We start from the raw sequence: 17,995 nt of genomic DNA, 5'->3' as shown, positions 1-17,995 counted from the left end.
GCATTTTATCATAGCTGGATTATATAGGTGTGAGTGAGAGTAAAAACATGACAAAACGATTCTGGAATCTTTTTAAGGTTAGTCCGGTTCTTGTCGCTGCTGCATTTTTCGCTGCGAATAGTGCCCTAGCTGCTGAAGTCAACGAACAAGTAACAACAAACGTTGCCCAGTTATCTGAATCTCAAGATTCTAATAACACATTTGGTCAGGTAACATCAGTTTCGCAATTTTCTGATGTGCAGCCCACAGATTGGGCATTCCAAGCTTTACAATCTCTAGTTGAGCGCTACGGCTGTATTGCAGGTTATCCCAACAGTACCTATCGTGGGAACCGTGCTTTAACCCGTTATGAATTTGCCGCAGGTTTGAATGCCTGTTTAGACCGGGTTAACGAACTGATTGCTACAGCTACTGCCGATTTGGTCAGTAAACAAGATTTAGCTACTTTACAGCGCTTACAAGAAGAATATTCTGCTGAACTAGCAACCCTGCGCGGTCGTGTTGATGGATTAGAAGCCCGCACTGCTGAGTTAGAAGCTAATCAGTTCTCCACTACCACCAAGTTGGTTGGGGAAGGAATTTTCGCCGTGTCTGATGTTTTTGGCGGAGATAGGGCTGATACAGATCTCGACCCTGGCAATAATGCAGACTTAAACAGCAACACTGTTTTTTCTGACCGGGTGCGTTTGAACTTGTACAGCAGTTTCACTGGTACAGATCAGTTGCAAATTCGTTTGAATGCTGGCAATATCGTTTCCAATGTTGGTAGTCCTGCAACCGCTACCGCAGCCGCTACTGGTACTGGTACTAACATGACCCGCTTGGGTTTTGACGGTGATACTGGCAACTCTGTTGCGATCGATAAAGTTAACTATGCTTTCAACTTTACTGATGCGGTGCGTGTCAAAATTGACGCTAGTGGTGGTGAATTATACGAAAACGTAAACAGCTTCAACCCTGACTTTGCAAGCTCTGGTAGAGGTGCGCTCTCTCGTTATGGACGTTTTAGCCCCATCTACCGTCAAGGTCAAAATGGTGCTGGTCTGACTGTTACTTTTAATCCTAATAGTGCTATCAGCTTGACTGGTGCTTATTTGGCACCTACAAGTGGTACTGGTGGTGTATTTGGTGCTAATAATCCCGGTCTTAATAATGGGCTGTTCAATGGTGATAACACCATCTTCGGTCAATTAACTTTCAAGCCCAACCAAGCCTTCAATATTGGTCTAACCTACGCTCGTAGTTACTTCGCTGGCAATGCTGCCAACAGTCTTTTCCAAGGTACAGGTAGCGCCTTTGCCAATAATCCTTTCGGAACTGGTACTCGCACTGAATCCAATAACTACGGTGTACAAGCTACCTTCCAACTTAGCTCTGCCTTAGCTATTAGTGGTTGGGGAGGTTACACAACAGCTGATGCTAGAACTGGTGTTAATGCGGGTGCAGACGCAGATGCTTGGTACTGGGCGGGATCACTTGCTTTGAAAGACTTTGGTGGAGAAGGCAATGTCTTAGGTGTTATCTTTGGTCAACCACCTAAAATTACTGGTGGTAGCATCAAAACAGCCGCCGCCAATGTTAACTTAGACGATGATACATCTTATCACTTAGAAGGTCTTTACAAGTTCAAGCTTTCCGATAATATTCAGGTAACTCCTGGCGTATTGGTAATATTCAATCCAGAGCATAACGACGCTAACGATACAATCTATGTCGGTACTCTACGTACTACCTTCACCTTCTAAGATTGGTGATGAAATTTGACTGCTGAATCCTGTTTCGATAAAGCTGAGAATTAGATAAACAAAACCCCACGTAAATGTGGGGTTTTGTTTATGAAGAAAATTAACTATGTAGGATTATAATCTGGCTGATTGGATATATCTTTTGGGGGGCGATCGCTACTCCAAGCCCACCATACATAACCACATTGACAATAGTAAAACTCTTGCCATTTGCGACGACGGTTTTCTGTAAGTACAGGCGATCGCCGATTTAGCCAAACTTTTTCAGCTTCTAGGCTACTTGAGTGGCAGTTGGGACAGCAAAAATCATAAGCGTGTGTTGCCTTATTAGTCCATTCAGGCGGGAGGGGAGCAAAAGCATCCATGTAGTTACAAGTGTAGTCTCAATGGTGATCCAAAATTTTCAGGTTTTGAATTTGGCGGCAAAGGAATACCATAAAATGCTGCCACACTATACAAACTCAATATTTTTATGGCTTGATCTGAATCTAGTCAAGACTGTAAGAGCATCTCACAAATCAAAGGTTAACACGAAAACTTTATTTTTTACACACCTACTTACTATGCACATTATGGCTAATAATTAAATTTATGGAGCCAAATGTTGAAATTCGCCGTTTGTTAGATGTGATGCCTGCTTCTGGTCGGATGACGACAAAAATCGTTAGTAAGCCGGAGCAGGCAACAGTGATTGATGCCTCTTTTCCTCAACCCTGGAATCAGACGCGACCGATATATATTAATTTTGATTTGTGGCGACGCTTGACAAAGCCGCAACGAGATTTGCTACTGTTGCAGATGGTTAGCTGGTTGACGGGAGTGAAGTGGTTTAAACCGGACATTTATCAAGGTGTAGTGCTGGCTGGGCTGTTAGGTGGATTATTGGAAGCAACACAGTCAGATGTGGTGGGTGTAGCTGTAGCTGGAGGATTAAGTGCGATCGCTGCTTTTCGCATCTGGCGCATTAATAAATCTCAAGAGTCAGAGTTAAATGCTGATGCCGCAGCAATTCGCATAGCACAACGGCGCGGTTATTCAGAAACAGAAGCAGCGCAACACTTGTTATCTGCGATTGAAGCGGTAGCCAAAATTGAAGGGCGTTCTGGTTTAAATTTTACTGAGTTGATTCGTTGCCAAAACTTACGAGCGATCGCGGGTTTATCACCAGTGGCTATGCCAGAAAGTTATGATAAGTAGAATAAATCTGACTTAGATATCAAAAACTGGGGAGTTTTGTCATACTTCTCGGTGTTGCTTATGAGGTGATTACCTCGTGCGTAAAACTTAACTTAAATTCTGTCAGTTACTAACGGAGTTGATGGGAATGGGTAACTTCATTATTTTTACCTTGGTAGTGGTTTATGGAGGCGGCGTTTGGAAGTTTTGGAATGGGTTTGGACGGACTAATTTTAATCCAACCTTGAGCAATCGTATCGGTTTATCTTTGCTATGGCCAGCTTTGTTTATTACAAATCCATCCTATCGCCGAAACTTTAGAAAGGCGCTGAAGGGCTAAAGTTTACTATTAAGTCTAATGTCATCCCATCCTGAAAGTGGGATATATTTACAATAAACCCAACCTCTCTTCTCTACTGGGGAGAGAGGTTGGGTTTGCTCTTTTTAAAAAGGAGAGGAATTAGGGAGGGATAAGTTCGTTAATCGTTGGAAACTATTTCAGTTGATGAATTCACGAAATTATTTGCCATTGGTTAATAGATGGATTGCTCCGCCTACAGCAGCACCATCAATAGCATTGCCAAGGGTATCTCTGCTATCGCCAGTAATTACGCCAGTTACTGCACTAGCTCCTGCACCAACTCCGATATCTTGAGCAGCGTTCCGGTGGCGACGATTGCGAGTGTTTCTCAGACCATTTGCACCATTTACAGCTGCGCCAGTTACACCACCTTTAACAGCATTGCCTAATACATTACCATTTCCTCTAACTGCTCCGGTGACTACATTGGTAACAGCCCCAATACCTGCATCTCTTAATACTTGGTCATCAGCAGCTGCTGGTTTAGCGGAAACTATAGTGACACCAGCTAAACTTGCAGCCATGAGGCTGGGTAGAAGTGCGCGTTTTAGGATATTATTCATTGTGTTACCTTCTCAAAACATCAAACAATTGGATTAAGTCAAAGTTACTGGAGTCAGAGAAAATCATATTCTTTCAATTGGACAACAGTAACTATCTAATTGTTTGAGGACATATACATAATCGCATCTATAAAGTCATAATTGTATCCCCTGAAAGCATGAATATAGATTCAGCCTACAGAAGGCCATGCTGATTTATTAGTTCATGCTGGAGATTACATATTGACAAAACCAATAAAATATGCTGCTATCTATATTTCTTTTATTTAGAAGCGATTTCTAATGATAAATCGTGTAGTGTTTGCCCTGTCTATCTAAAGATAGTTGACAAAATAATTAAACTAATTTGTCAGAGTTAATATTTAATTCTCTTGGTTTAGCAGCCAAGCGTTGCGATCGCTCCCCTCCTGTTTGTAGCAAATTACCCTGATTATCCCACCAACACAACCAAGGTAATTCTAGATTCTGATAGTGGCCTTGCCAAATTCCTAATTCCACACCCATCGCTTCAGTTTATTTTTTAACCCAAGGAACAGCTTCGATATTTTCCTGATAAAATTCTTTATTTGTTATACGGTTGAAGTAGTCGCCTTTGTACTCAAAAAGATTTAACAGAATCAGTTCTAAATACCATAAGCCAAGTTTATAAGCATCTATCTGTTCTGGAAAGGGTCGGTTAAGATATTTTTGACGCTTTTTTGGATTAGGATGAACGATTGCATTACGTATCTCTGTTAAAGCTTGTGCGCCATCAACCCAATTTAATTCTTTTGAGGCTTTGAGCAAGTCAGTTAAGCTGTCAGGTACTTTTAGCGGGACACTACACTGTGAAAGCAGGAGTCTTAATTGATCAGCTGCTGCAAGTTTTTCAAATCCTTGTTGACTGATAATACCTTTTTCTTCCACTAAAAGAGTCCAAGCAAGGATTTCAAAAGCAGCTTGCATCAAAACAATGGAACCTTGTACAGCTCCGGCTTGAGCAATACTTTCCAAATACCAATGGATTGCAAACCTTATCGGCTGATTCCAAGTAGTACTTCGCCAGCGATTAAGGAAACCTGGAAAAAGTTTACTGAGACTGCAAGAATCTTGTGAATCTGCAAACCACGAATGTATACTTCGGCAGGGTGATGTTGTATAAGAAGTACAGTTTTCCCAAAGCTTTTTCCCGCTGTTATCATAACCGACTAATAGGATAAGAGAAGTCCTGAAGCCTCTAGAAAAAGAGAGAAACCAATGCAAAGCTTTCAATACATCATCAGCTTCCTCTGTTGTAAAAGGCTTTTTATCGGAACGTTCGAGTTTCCCTACATGAGTTATGGCGTAGCCTCCCTTTAATTCAAGAGACTTTATAATATCTCTAAGGTTTTCCAGGCGGTCAATGAAAACATTCCAATTCTCAGCTTCTAATATGAGTCTGCCTCGCCACATTCCCCTTGATGTTGATATAGGCATCCCACTAAATTGATGAAAGTTGGTTAGGTGAAAGAGTAGATGTGATAAATTATGTCCAAACCTTAATATTATAGGTTGATTTAAGTTGCCTAAAATATCTCCACTTTGATTCTCAAAGCCAATAGGAATAACACTAGAAATTCCTACTTCTACTGAACTTTGGATTTCTGAAAGATTTAGATTACCTTTACCAAGTTCAATCTGAATAAGGGACTCATTATCAGATTTTGAAAACAGGAACTTAACATCGGGAGATGGCAGCCATTCAAAGAAAACAGTACCATTTCCTTCATATACAGTTCCTTCTTGACTAATTTTTAAGGAACCTTGATAAAGTTGGATAGGTTGATTAGGTTCTCCAGTAAAGTAAATTGGTGTAAGTGCAAGAGGATGTTCTTTAAAAAGGGATTCCAAAGATTCCATTGAGAGTCCGGTTAGTATATTGAATAAATTTTTACTGTTGCATCCTTAAATATACTAAGTCAGTTAAGCCAGTTTTTGCCAGGGTGATATCCTCTCAAACTCAAGGTTCTATTCTTGCCCAATTATCCAAGTTTAGTCCTTGAACTCGGAGCAAATCAGAGTCATTAGAAACCAGAATTAAACCGCGTGCGATCGCTGTAGCCGCTATCAATATATCTTGCTCTTGTATCTTCAAACCCCTACATTGTAAATCCACATGGATTTCACACGCTCTCTCAATAATTTCTATATCATCCAAGAATAAAACTTCATATTTTCTATAAAACTGATTAAATTCTGCTATCTGCCTCGTAGCATTTACATACAAAAGTCCTCTTTTAACTTCATAATAAGTTATACAACTGATAAAAACTTCTTGTCCCGAACGATTAGCATCCCGTAGTTTCTTACCAACAGTTGCATTTCTCCTCAAAATGTAACTAACAATATTTGTATCTAATAAATAAGCCACTTTGTCTATTTTCGCTTTACTGCATCATCGTACATTTTGATTTGCTCCGGGGTCAAATCATTTAACGTACCAGAAACCGCTTCTAAGACAAGAATCTTATCAATTCTGCGTGTCAGTTCATGCTCGGTTATAGCTCTCATTTCCTCTGGCGATAACTCTCCAAAGAGTTCTACTAACATTTCCATCATTTCCTGTTGGTTTAGCTTAACTTGATATAAGCTATTACCTTTAATTAGCTTTTCAACGATTGGTGATATACAATTACTCACTTCTTGGTAATAATTAGCAACTTCTGGCATAATTTCCTCCATTTATAAAATAATTATCTTAATTATAAACAATCTTACTCAGCTAAACTCTGCGTTTACCTCAGCGCCCCTCTGTGTAAAAAAAAAGGCGGGCCTTTCAGCCCACCTCACAAAATTTTGAGAATATTCTGTTGCTATTAACCCAACAATTGTTTAGCCTTAGCTAATACATTATCAACGCTAAAGCCAAACTTCTCTAAACAAACACCGCCTGGAGCTGAAGCACCAAAGCGATCGATACTAACGCAATCGCCTTCAGTACCCACATACTTGTGCCAACCGAAACTGCTAGCAGCTTCTACAGACAAACGCTTGGTGACAGCTTTCGGCAAAATGGACTCTTTATAAGCCGCATCTTGTGCTTCAAACAGTTCCCATGAAGGTAGGGAGACAACACGGACTTTCTTACCTTCGGCTTTAAGTTTTTCGGCTGCGCCAACGGCAAGGCTCAATTCTGAACCAGTAGCAATCAAGATGATATCAGGTGTACCTTCGCTATCCACCACGGTGTATCCACCCTTTGCCACACCCTCAATCGATGTACCTGCCAAGTTAGGGACGTTTTGACGGGTGAACGCCAACAGAGATGGAGCGTTTTGCTTCGCTTTCTCGATCGCTATTTTATAAGCGCCAGAGGTTTCGTTACCGTCTGCCGGACGAAACACTAATAAATTAGGAATGGCTCTCAAGGAAGCAAGAGTTTCAATTGGTTGGTGTGTGGGGCCATCTTCACCTTGTCCAATGGAATCGTGAGTCATCACCCAAATCGCCCCAGCTTGAGAAAGGGCGGATAAGCGGATGGCAGCACGCATATAATCTGTGAAGATCAAGAAAGTAGCACCGTAGGGGATTAATCCGGAAGTGTGCAGCGCTATACCATTACAGATTGCGCCCATAGCATGTTCCCGCACACCAAAGTGGATATTGGGATTTTGGTATTCTCCTTTTTGGAAGTCGCCTTTACCCTTGATTTCGGTCAAGTTGGAGTGGGTTAAGTCAGCCGAACCACCAATCAATTCAGGTAAAACTGCCGCTAGTTTGTTGAGGCAGGTTTCTGAATGTTTGCGGGTGGGCAATCCTTTGTCTTCTGGGGTGTAGGTGGGTAGAACTTTATCCCAACCGTCGGGCAGTTTGCTGCTAATGTAGCGTTCAAACTCAGCTGCTTCTTGAGGATACTTAGCTTTGTAGTCGGCAAATGTTTTGTTCCATTCGGTTTCGTAACCTGCGCCGCGTTCAACTGCTTTGCGTGTGTGGTTGAGAGCTTCTTGGGGAACATCAAAAGGTTCGTATTCCCAACCCAAATTTTTCCGAGTCAAGGCTATTTCGTCTCCACCCAAAGCAGCACCGTGAATACCAGCAGTGTTTTGTTTGTTGGGGGAACCGTAACCAATTGTGGTTGTCACCTTAATCATTGATGGTTTATCGGTGACAGATTTAGCTTCTTCAATAGCTTTGGCGATCGCTTCTAAATCGGTATTACCATCTTGGACATGGAGAACGTGCCAACCGTAAGCTTCAAATCGCTTGGAAACATCTTCGGTGAATGCCACATCTGTGGAACCGTCGATAGAAATGTGGTTGTCGTCGTACAGAGCGATGAGTTTGCCTAATCCCAAGTGTCCTGCAAAAGAACAAGCTTCACCGGAAATTCCTTCCATGTTGCAACCGTCACCTAAAATTACGTAGGTGTAATGGTCAACAATCTTGGTATCGGGTTTGTTAAATTTAGCGGCAAGGTGCGCTTCGGCGATCGCTAAACCAACTCCATTGGCAATTCCTTGACCCAAGGGGCCAGTTGTGACTTCCACGCCTGGGGTCATGAAGTTTTCGGGGTGTCCAGGGGTTTTGGATTCCCATTGACGGAATTGTTTGATATCTTCGATGGTGACGCTATCGTAGCCTGTCAGATACAGTAGGGCGTACTGCAACATTGAGCCATGACCGGCAGACAAGACAAAGCGATCGCGGTTAAACCATTTGGGATTCTTGGGATTAAACTTCATAAAGCGATCCCAGAGGACAAAAGCCATCGGAGCCGCGCCCATTGGTAATCCTGGGTGTCCCGATTTTGCTTTTTCTACGGCATCAACAGCCAAGAAGCGGATCGAGTTAATAGCCAGTTCTTCGACGGACAATTCTTTGGCGGATTGGGTTGCAACAGTCATAATCTCTTGTTTTTAACGACGGGTTAGCACTCTTCGTAGCTTCTCTTGCTGAGGGTTATTTTAGATTCCCCACAGTATCCTCATCATCCCATTCCCGCTTGTCGATGGACAAGCGGGATCTCCTGAGTTTATGGTGATAAATCAAGCTGATAATTGGGTCATGTTGAACGCTTACTTTATATCGGAATGATATTTCTGATACTTTGGGCATGGGGCATTGGGCATTGGGCAAATGAGCAGAGTTGGATCAAACTACTGAATTCTGCCTCCTGCCTTCTGCCTTCTTTTAAACGTATTTCTTAAAGGCCAGTGTGACATTATGACCGCCAAACCCAAAAGAATTGGATATTGCCACCTCGACTTTTTGAGCGCGGCTAGAGTTAGGCACGTAATCTAAGTCACACTCTGGATCGGGGTTTTCTAGATTTATTGTCGGTGGAATTTGGTCATTAGCGATCGCTAACACTGTTGCGACTGCTTCAATACCTCCAGAACCACCCAATAAATGACCTGTCATCGATTTCGTAGAGCTAATTGCCACCTTATAGGCGTGTTCTCCCAAAGCTTTTTTGATGGCTGAGGTTTCAGTTGAATCATTAGCTGGGGTACTAGTGCCGTGAGCATTAATATAGCTAATCTGTTCGGGAGTTATACCGCCATCCTTCAGGGCTAGTTCGATCGCTCTAGCTGCTCCTAGTCCACCGGGTACGGGGGAGGTGATATGGTAAGCGTCACAGGTCATACCATAGCCAATCATTTCCGCATAAATGTGAGCGCCGCGACTTAAGGCGTGTTGCAGTTCTTCTAAAATTAAAATTCCTGAACCTTCACCTAAGACAAATCCATTGCGATCGCGGTCAAAGGGACGGCAAGCGTGAGCCGGGTCATCATTGTTAAAAGAGAGGGCTTTGCAGGCGGCGAACCCAGCTATCGACAATGGTGTGACAGCTGACTCCGTTCCCCCGCAAATCATTGCTTGGGCATATCCCCCTTGAATTAAGCGAAAAGCATCGCCTACAGCGTTGGAGCCAGCAGCACAGGCAGTTACAGGACAAGAGTTTGGCCCTTTAGCACCCGTATGAATTGCCGTTAGTCCTGCCGCCATATTGGCGATCATCATTGGGATCATGAATGGACTACAGCGATCGGGGCCACGGTTGAGGTAGATAGTTTGCTGATCTTCTAATACCTTAATGCCACCAATGCCAGAACCGATCATCACACCTACTTGTTCTGCATTCAGGTCATTGATCGCTAACTCCGCGTTAGCTATAGCCTGTTTTGCTGCCGCAACCCCAAATTGGGCAAATCGATCCATGCGCTTGGCCTCTTTGCGCTCCAAGTAATCATGCGGATCGAAGTTTTTCACCTCACCAGCAATGCGGCAATCATGGCGAGACGCATCAAATAAAGTGATGTAGTCGATGCCATTGCGTCCACTCAATAATCCATTCCAATATTCTGTTGCTGTGTTACCTATAGGTGTAATCGCGCCAACACCAGTTACAACAACGCGTTTACGTGTATAATCTGTCATGATTCAGTTAAAAATGGCGAAAAAGCAGCAGGCAAAAAATTCGGGGTTAGCGAGTAGGTAATGTGAGCCAGCGTGGTGTTAGGGGTTTCTAAGCCACTTGCTCTCTTGTTCAAAGACACTACGCGAATATTTGAGAAAACCCCATCGCTTTTAGTGTCTTACGCCACTTGCTTGACTTGGGGAGACCCCAAGACCGCAGTGGCTTCCCTTCTCCCCAAGGGAGAGGCTAGCGCCAAGGAAGAAGATCGCAATGGCTGCCCATGAGCGACTGACCTTAGCGACGTTAAGAGCGTCACCCTTGCGGTGACTAGGTACGGGGAAAATCTTCCCAATCCCCAATCCCCCATTCCCAATCCCTAGTTAAGCTGATGCGGCAACTTTGTTATTGATGTAATCTACTGCGTCTTGAACGGATATAATCTGCTCGGCAGCTTCGTCAGGAATTTCGATATCAAATTCTTCTTCCAAAGCCATCACCAATTCAACGGTATCTAAAGAGTCTGCTCCTAGATCATCCATAAACTTGGACTGGGGTGTGATTTTGGCTGGGTCTTCAACACTCAATTGTTCGGCGACAATTTTTTTGACCTTATCAAAAAGTTCCGTTTGGCTCATAAGTAATAAAAGTCCTTAACCAGTTCTTAGGTTCTGCTCTTTATGGGAGACATTGTTTTGAGCATATACATCTTATCGTCAAGCGCGATCGCCAGTACACTGCTAAAGGTTTTTCTTCTAAAAAACTCCTGCCATTTCTAAAATGAATGGGGTAAGTTTTTTGGCAACACTTGGGCAGTAGAGGAGTTCACAGCATGGCCGATACCATCTAAATGCTTTGGTTTTCCAATTATTGCTAAAATTTTTTACAATGTCTCTATCAGTATTTAAAGCCTTGCTAGCAATAAGAATATGTAGATGCTACGGCTTTGAACCTAGACGGTTAAAGGATCGTTAAACGTCAAACATCAGAACTTCGGTGCTAACAAGGGAATGATTAAACAGTTATTTTTAGAGCGATCGCTCTAACTCAAACATACCTCTATGCTACCTCACACGCTGAAATACGCTTACTTTCCCGGTTGTGTTGCTCAAGGCGCCTGTCGGGAACTTTACCAATCAACTCAAGCGCTTACCCAAGCACTGGGCATTGAATTAGTTGAACTTAAAAAAGCTGCTTGCTGCGGTTCTGGCACATTTAAAGAAGATTCGCAACTGCTAGAAGATACAGTTAATGCCAGAAATATTGCTTTAGCAGAAGAATTAAATCTGCCTTTACTTACTCATTGCAGCACTTGTCAAGGTGTTATTGGTCATGTCAACGAACACCTGAAAGAATGTAAGACTTCTAACCCTGTCTATATTGAACAGGTTAATGGCTTGCTGCATAAAGAAGGCTGTTCGCCTTATCGCGGCAGTACTGATGTGAAACATCTTCTTTACGCATTGGTGACAGATTACGGTTTAGAGGAAATTACCAAACGTGTCACTCGGAAGTTAAGTGGATTAAAATGTGCGGCTTTTTATGGCTGTTATCTGCTCCGCGCCCAAAAATCTATGCCCTATGATGACCCCTTCCAACCGGAAGCGATGGAAAATATGTTTCGGGCGGTGGGTGCAACACCAATTTATTACCGAGGCCGGACACAATGTTGTGGTTGGCCGCTTTCTAGTTATGCCACTACCCAATCTTTTAAGATGGCGGGGATGCATATTCAAGACGCTTTAGCATCTGGTGCTGACTGTATAGTTACACCTTGTCCTTTGTGCCACTTAAATTTAGATTCGCGTCAGCCAGAAGTAGAAAAGGTGATTGAACAAAAGTTAGGTTTACCAGTATTGCATTTATCCCAGTTAATTGCTTTGGCACTTGGGGTTAGTCTAGAAGAACTGGGTTTAGAACGCCACGTTGTTTCTACAAAACCAGTGTTGGAAAAATTAGGATTTTAGTTTATTGAGTACAAGGGGCTTAAGCCCCCTGGTTATTGAAGAAGAATTCAGAAGTCAGAATTCAGGAGTCAGAATTCAGGAGTCAGAATTCAGGAGTCAGAATAAATCAGTTGGGGATTCAGACCGCGCAGGAATTGTTGCACCACCAAATTTTCAATTTGGTGGGGGTGCAAAAACGCCGATTATTCAGACGCGACGCTCGTTCGCGTAGCGTCTCCAACAGGAGAAGACTTGCTTTGCGCGTCGATATCGTGGACTCGGCGCTATCCGCCAGTCATACAGAAAACATTGCTGAATTCTGACTCCTGACTCCTGAATTCTGTTCGATAATAATAGCTATTGGCAGCAGTCTATTATCGGTTCTGAAGCAATATTATTCAAACCAACAGCTTGCAACATAGTAGCCCAATCAGTAAGTCTTGGGTCTAGGCGGCGAAGTTCGGCTGAAGCAGTCAGGGAGTCGTACCAAATACCATTAGTGGCATAAAGGACAACACGCTGCTTTAGTGTTGCTGTCTCTAACTGACTTTTTAAAAGGGGGTTGGGTTCGACTCTTTTAACCCAACCATTAACAAAAATAGGTGGTTGTTCTAAATTACAGAAAGTATTGAAATACCAATGATAACGCTTGCCAATTTCTAATGAGGAAGCTGTCGATGGCAGAGAGAAGCTAACAACCCCTGGCTTTCCAGATAATGGCACAGGGCTTTGATATATAATCTGCCCCGCTTCATTCTGTAGCACGAACTCTGCGGAAACTGTGGCTACATCATAAGGTATGTAAAACCAGAAAGTTGGATGAGAGTTAGTTGTTAATCCAAAGACTAATTCCGCATTGGGAAACTGATAAACCGGAACTAAGGCTGTCAGTTGCTTTTCTTGAGATATATTTATATTTTCGCAGCCGCGCTTTCCTCCTCCAACGCGATTACCGGGTGCGTTAACGTCATCTGGCGGAGGAGGTGCGTTAAAAACCCGCGATGTGAGAATTTCAGATTTTCCAGGCTGTGCTTGAACTAGTGTGAAGCATAGCGATAACAAACTGATTGCAAAGGCGATTTTAAGCTGTTGAAGACCTAATTTCATTTTTATTAGTAACTCAAAGTTTTAACTATTTTTATAGGTAAATAGATTATGCGGTAGCACTACCGAGAAAAAGACTTTTAAAACATCCTCTAATAAGTAGACTAATGAAGACTATTTATATATTCAGAAGTATGAAAGGTATTTTCGGAAATTATCCTTGCTCATACAGCGTATTTTCAGGTAAATGAAGTACATGGGTAGGGGCACAGCCATGTTCCCTACGATTATCTGTACCTCACATTTGTTACAATCTGCTATACATATAGCGGTTACGATTCAGATGTGGTATCGCAGGCGCTATTTTTAATCGTCAGGTATATTTGCTGATTACTTTATCAAAATAGCGAATTGCTTTATCAAAAAGCCTGTTTGCTTTCTTAAAATACTTCAATGCTTTCTCAAAAGTTAATTTTGCTTACTCAAATTCCAGTTTGCTTACTCATTTCAGTGTTTTCCGCAAGCAAAAGTTAATTTTGCTTACTCAAACTCCTGTTTGCTTACTCATTTCGGTGTTTTCCGCAAGCAAAAGTTAATTTGACTTACTCAAACTCCAGTTTGTTTACTCAAACCCTAGTTTGCTTACTCATTTTGATGTTTTCCGCAAACAAAAGGTTATTTGATTTTCTCATTTGAGTAATTCGCGTATTTATAAGTAGTTAGGCATGATTAAATACGCGAACGGACTAGAAAATTTATACTGCTATTGCTGCCTTGAGTAACGGTGTAAATTACTAGACTACTACCTGTAAGCACCAGAGTCAGTGTGGCAGGAATTAGCGGTATCCAAATACCTTTTATAAACATCACAAAGCTAATTGCGGATATAACGCCAATTCCAGCAACTATTGCCAGTCCTAAAAAGCAGGAATTACGAATGCGCCATGCCAGTATTCCTCCAAAAATTGACCAGTAAAAGATCCATAAAGCCTCACCCCAAGCTGGCCAAACCCACAAGAGGGTTCGTCCATCTAAAACTGCACTGAGAATTTGACTCACCATTTGAGCATGGACAATAACTCCTGGCATTTCCTGCTTTTGAACGGTAGTATAAGGGGTGAAAAAATAATCCCCGGCACTTTGGTTAGTGATGCCAATAAGTACAATCCGATTCTTCACAAGATTGGGATCGATCGCACCCTTAAGCAAATCTTTTAAGGTAATTTGCTCAACAGCTTTTAAGGGAGAGTTAAAAGAACGGTAATTTAGCAATACTTGATAACCCCAGTCATCCAGTTGTTGATAGCCACCTATATATGAACGCAATCGCTTAAACACAACTTGGCCAATCTGTAAATCTTTTTTTTCGGTGTACTTGACAGAAATGCCTTCTGCCTTAAAGTAACGAAATGCCAATTGAGCGCTAAAAGCGTAGGGTGTAGTACAAGGGGATGAGTCGTTCGGTTTCATCGCAATTAGATGGCGGCGGAGAATACCATCACTGTCTTTGACAAAATCGCTAAAGCCTTGACGCGCTGTCGAAATTTCTGGAGGAGGTGAAACGCCTGGTTCATTAATTTGGGGTTCGCTGACTTTGCAAATAGCAATAAAGCGATCGCTGCGCCGCATCCAATTAGCTAAAGATACCTCTTTGGAGTCTACAGGGAAATCACGATAAATATTTAAGCCAATGGCTCGTGGTTGATACTGCTCTAGTTTCTGCACCAAAAGAGCAAGTGCCCGATCTGAGAGCGACCCTTTTCTCTGCTGCTGTTCTGGAAGCTTAAAATCATCTTCAGCGATCGCTACTACCAAAAGGCGGCGATCTGGCTGTTCGCTAGGACGTAACCGCAGCAATTGGTCGAAAGCTTTTAGTTCGGCAGCTTGTAAAAATCCCAGATGCCTTACTCCCATTACCAAAGCTGTCACAACTACACTTAAAATCAGCACAGTTGGCAGAGGGCGCTTGCTAGGTAATGTTTGAGGCGATCGCTCCCCCGATTCTGAGCTTAATAACGCTTTCTCAAGCCAATTTTGATTAAAAACAGCAGCATAAATGCGGTTATAAACTTTTAATAAACCCTGTTGCTTGACTACTAATCCTGATAAGCGTAATTCTATTTGCTCAGGACTGCTATCTGCTGTGATTTGACCTGTTTGTAAAATTTGCTGATAAAGCTTTAGCAATTGCTGAGTGCGCCGAAAAAAAATGCGATCGCGGATTGTTTTCAGATGCTCCGGTTCATCTTGGGATTCCCAATTGTCAATTATTTGAGAACGTACTAGTTTCTCAACATACTCTGTCTCAGCACCTAATGGAATGGGAGAAGATGCGATCGCCATTGGCGTAGCGTCTCGCAGAGAAGGTGTTGGCGTAGCCATCGCTAACTGGCAAAGTTTTTGAGTAAGAAAAGGTTGGCCACCACTCCAAGCTAATATCTCTTGCAACACTATCTGAGGATTACCAATACCCACTAATCCCTCAGCTAATGGTTGAGCTTCATGCCATTGAAAGCCATTTAATTCAATTGCTCGACCAATATTAAAAGGTGTCCGGTGTTTATCTTGAATCAAATCGTAAGGAGTAGTTACCCCTAGCAGTGCAAAGGTAAGACGCTGGTAAGCTGAATTATCGGCTCGTTTGTTATAGCAAGCGCGAATCAGAGCTAAAAAATCTTCCTTGAAGTTTAATTGGAGAATGCTATCAATTTCGTCTACAAAAATTACAATATTTTCAGACACTTCTGCCAGCAATACTGACTCGATAAACTCACTCAAGCATTCAACAGGTGATAGTCCAGAGCGATCGCTCCACCAAGCCAGTACTTTGAATTTGGGAATGAAGCTACGCGCCAGCCTCCGCAGTACACCCAAATACCATTCCGATGGAGTGATATCCTGGCTACTAATTGCCGTAATATCGATAACACCGCAAGCAATACCCTCTGCTTGCAGCTTAGACATTGTTTGCACTCGCAAACTAGACTTGCCCATCTGCCGCGAGTTGAAGACATAACAAAATTCTCCAGCTTTTAATGCATCATAAAAATCTTTGTCAGCTTGTCGCTGCACATAGCTAGGAGCATCAATTTGTAAACTCCCTCCGACTTGATATTTGTAAGGCGAGTTTTCTGCTTTGCTCGTCGGATGCATTCTAACTGAGGCGATGTTGGAAATATTGGCGGTACAAATTGCAGCGTGGCATCACTTTATTGTCATTACAATATACCACTAGACCCATGCTGTGTAATTTAAACGCTGACTCCGAATCTAGTTCTATCGGTACTAAACTCTTCACAACCTGGCTAAAAGCTGCCACTAAACTTGGATGATCGTCGAGATTACACAAATGCCCTCGGAGATGATCACTGTAAATTCCAGCTTCAGTTGGGGCTGTTTGCAATAACTGCTCAAGCGTGATGTCCTGATGTTGAACGTGATAAAGAGCTAGCCGGACTAAATAGGGGTGTCCTCCTACCATATCCATCAGTTTTTTGACCTGGGTATCAGTCCAATTTAGCCCTTGATGACATGCAACTAAAATTTGGACTTGTTCTTGATTAAACTCTTGTAATTCAATGCTTAACCCGACATTAAAGGGAGATTGATTGATATTTAAGGGAATATAAACTTCTTTAGAATGTACCAAAACTAGCCGGAGTTTTTTCCAGAGTTCGCTACTGCGATCGCCATACTTTGCATACTCATACCAAGCCCGTAATAGGTTAAAAAAGTCTTCAGCAATATCACGATGTGGAAAAATGCGATCGACACCATCCAAACTAATTACTAATGGACTGTCGATTTCTTCTAACAAACACTCTTCAAAGTAAGCGGTGGTTTTATCCTTACTGCCATAAATACTCCAATAATCATCTAACTGATGAAGCTGCTTCAGTTTTCTGCCAACACTTTCACAGAACCAGCGTAAAAATGTATCCAAGCTGGTGAAAACTGCTTTATCTGCTAAATGAAAGCTTAAAGCTACAGTTTGACAGCCGTGCTTTCTAGCTTCATCAAGAGTCCTAGCCATTAGCGAGGTTTTACCCATCTGTTTAGATGCTTTGATGCGAATTAAGGCACCTGGCTGTAAAATCTCTTGAAAACAGAGATCTTCAATTGGAGGACGTTCAACATAAAAGCTAGAAGTAAGAGGAACTTGACCTACCGGAAATTCTACTTCTGCGTTTAGTTGTGGTTGTTCGTTAGTTAGTAATACTTCCCCATTTCCTTTAGAACCCTTTTTTACTTGTGAATCAGATGACATCAGGTTTTGGGGCTGCAAAATAGCCTCTAACTGCTTTGGTGAAGCAGCACTGCCAGAAAGCCGCTGTCGCTCTAGTGCTGCCTGAAAATTCTTTTTACTAACCTTTTCGCCGAATGCTGCTGATAGCATCTGCCAAAGCTTCGGCCCAACATCATGCTGTAGATATTCGGTAGTATAGCCATGAATTTGGGCAATTTCGCCATACTTCTTTCCTTGCCAAGAGTTACGAAGTATTGTTACTTCAATATCTTTCAGATGTCTTTGTGTCTGGGCAAGAACTGCTGCATCTAAGATTTTGAATGCTGTTTCGAATTCCATTGCTCAGGGATGAATCACAACTTTTATCTATTTAGCTACAGTCCGAATTATCGACTTTCCTGATTTTTCACCAAATTATATTCAAATGGCTGAAATTCATACCTTGCCTACTTCAGCAAACATTACTCTGTTTAAATTTACTTACTTAACCTTAAGTTAATCCCTTTTGTCGTCTAATTTCTGGAAATCAAACTCCTTA

At 42.2% G+C, this 17,995-nt stretch carries 16 protein-coding genes; 4 read left to right on the top strand and 12 right to left on the bottom strand.

Annotated features, from left to right (window positions below; translation table 11 throughout):
* Positions 1-47: 47 nt before the first annotated feature.
* Positions 48-1,745 carry an iron uptake porin gene (locus H6G97_RS15135; RefSeq protein ID WP_190941513.1) on the top strand — a complete coding sequence of 566 codons (1,698 nt, stop codon included), beginning with the start codon at positions 48-50 and terminating at the stop codon, positions 1,743-1,745.
* Positions 1,746-1,849: 104 nt separating this feature from the next.
* Here H6G97_RS15135 and H6G97_RS15130 read toward each other — a convergent pair whose 3' ends face one another.
* Positions 1,850-2,110: a hypothetical protein gene (locus tag H6G97_RS15130; protein ID WP_190941511.1), complete on the bottom strand. Its 261-nt coding sequence runs from the start codon at positions 2,108-2,110 to the stop codon at positions 1,850-1,852.
* Between the two features lie 226 nt (positions 2,111-2,336).
* On the opposite strand from H6G97_RS15130, the gene H6G97_RS15125 reads away from it, so the two are divergent.
* Both H6G97_RS15125 and H6G97_RS15120 read left to right on the top strand, forming a co-directional pair.
* Positions 2,337-2,942, top strand: a complete 606-nt coding sequence (locus tag H6G97_RS15125) for a DUF3318 domain-containing protein (protein ID WP_190941509.1) — start codon at positions 2,337-2,339, stop codon at positions 2,940-2,942.
* A 127-nt stretch (positions 2,943-3,069) separates the two neighbouring features.
* Positions 3,070-3,261 carry a hypothetical protein gene (locus H6G97_RS15120; RefSeq protein WP_190941506.1) on the top strand — a complete coding sequence of 64 codons (192 nt, stop codon included), beginning with the start codon at positions 3,070-3,072 and terminating at the stop codon, positions 3,259-3,261.
* Between the two features lie 179 nt (positions 3,262-3,440).
* Here the strand turns inward: H6G97_RS15120 and H6G97_RS15115 are convergent, their stop codons facing one another.
* From H6G97_RS15115 to acpP, 8 genes are all read right to left on the bottom strand, one after another.
* Positions 3,441-3,845 (bottom strand): hypothetical protein, encoded by a 405-nt coding sequence (locus H6G97_RS15115; RefSeq protein WP_190941505.1) that lies wholly within the window; start codon positions 3,843-3,845, stop codon positions 3,441-3,443.
* Positions 3,846-4,181: 336 nt separating this feature from the next.
* Complete coding sequence (locus H6G97_RS15110) at positions 4,182-4,349, bottom strand: hypothetical protein (RefSeq protein WP_422394187.1); 168 nt, start codon at positions 4,347-4,349, stop codon at positions 4,182-4,184.
* Between the two features lie 9 nt (positions 4,350-4,358).
* The gene (locus H6G97_RS15105; RefSeq protein ID WP_190941503.1) at positions 4,359-5,723 is read right to left on the bottom strand and encodes a YopA family protein; all 1,365 of its coding nucleotides are present in this window, start codon (positions 5,721-5,723) and stop codon (positions 4,359-4,361) included.
* A gap of 100 nt (positions 5,724-5,823) precedes the next feature.
* On the bottom strand, positions 5,824-6,234 hold the full coding sequence (locus tag H6G97_RS15100; RefSeq protein WP_190941501.1) for a PIN domain-containing protein: 411 nt from the start codon (positions 6,232-6,234) through the stop codon (positions 5,824-5,826).
* A 5-nt stretch (positions 6,235-6,239) separates the two neighbouring features.
* Positions 6,240-6,533: a hypothetical protein gene (locus H6G97_RS15095; RefSeq protein WP_190941499.1), complete on the bottom strand. Its 294-nt coding sequence runs from the start codon at positions 6,531-6,533 to the stop codon at positions 6,240-6,242.
* A 146-nt stretch (positions 6,534-6,679) separates the two neighbouring features.
* The gene (gene tkt, locus H6G97_RS15090) at positions 6,680-8,707 is read right to left on the bottom strand and encodes a transketolase (RefSeq protein ID WP_190941497.1); all 2,028 of its coding nucleotides are present in this window, start codon (positions 8,705-8,707) and stop codon (positions 6,680-6,682) included.
* Between the two features lie 286 nt (positions 8,708-8,993).
* Positions 8,994-10,244: a beta-ketoacyl-ACP synthase II gene (gene fabF / locus H6G97_RS15085; protein WP_190941495.1), complete on the bottom strand. Its 1,251-nt coding sequence runs from the start codon at positions 10,242-10,244 to the stop codon at positions 8,994-8,996.
* Positions 10,245-10,604: 360 nt separating this feature from the next.
* Entirely contained in the window at positions 10,605-10,859 is a 255-nt protein-coding gene (gene acpP, locus H6G97_RS15080) for an acyl carrier protein (protein WP_190941493.1), read from the bottom strand.
* Positions 10,860-11,282: 423 nt separating this feature from the next.
* Between acpP and H6G97_RS15075 the strand changes: the two genes are divergently transcribed.
* On the top strand, positions 11,283-12,188 hold the full coding sequence (locus H6G97_RS15075) for a CoB--CoM heterodisulfide reductase iron-sulfur subunit B family protein (protein WP_190941491.1): 906 nt from the start codon (positions 11,283-11,285) through the stop codon (positions 12,186-12,188).
* Between the two features lie 336 nt (positions 12,189-12,524).
* Here the strand turns inward: H6G97_RS15075 and H6G97_RS15070 are convergent, their stop codons facing one another.
* The 3 genes from H6G97_RS15070 to H6G97_RS15060 all read right to left on the bottom strand — a co-directional run bounded on the left by H6G97_RS15070 (position 12,525) and on the right by H6G97_RS15060 (position 17,796).
* A complete protein-coding gene (locus tag H6G97_RS15070; RefSeq protein ID WP_190941489.1) occupies positions 12,525-13,274 on the bottom strand; it encodes a DUF928 domain-containing protein in 750 nt (249 codons plus the stop codon).
* A 666-nt stretch (positions 13,275-13,940) separates the two neighbouring features.
* Positions 13,941-16,364, bottom strand: a complete 2,424-nt coding sequence (locus tag H6G97_RS15065; RefSeq protein WP_190941487.1) for a CHASE2 domain-containing protein — start codon at positions 16,362-16,364, stop codon at positions 13,941-13,943.
* 1 nt (position 16,365) lies between these two features.
* Positions 16,366-17,796 carry an AAA-like domain-containing protein gene (locus H6G97_RS15060; RefSeq protein ID WP_190941485.1) on the bottom strand — a complete coding sequence of 477 codons (1,431 nt, stop codon included), beginning with the start codon at positions 17,794-17,796 and terminating at the stop codon, positions 16,366-16,368.
* Between the last annotated feature and the right edge of the window lie 199 nt (positions 17,797-17,995).

This window comes from Nostoc flagelliforme FACHB-838 (genome assembly GCF_014698065.1).
In the GTDB taxonomy this organism is placed as follows: domain Bacteria; phylum Cyanobacteriota; class Cyanobacteriia; order Cyanobacteriales; family Nostocaceae; genus Nostoc; species Nostoc flagelliforme_B.
The sequence above is the reverse complement of the archived record's forward strand: the minus strand, read 5'-3'. Positions and strand labels throughout refer to the sequence as shown.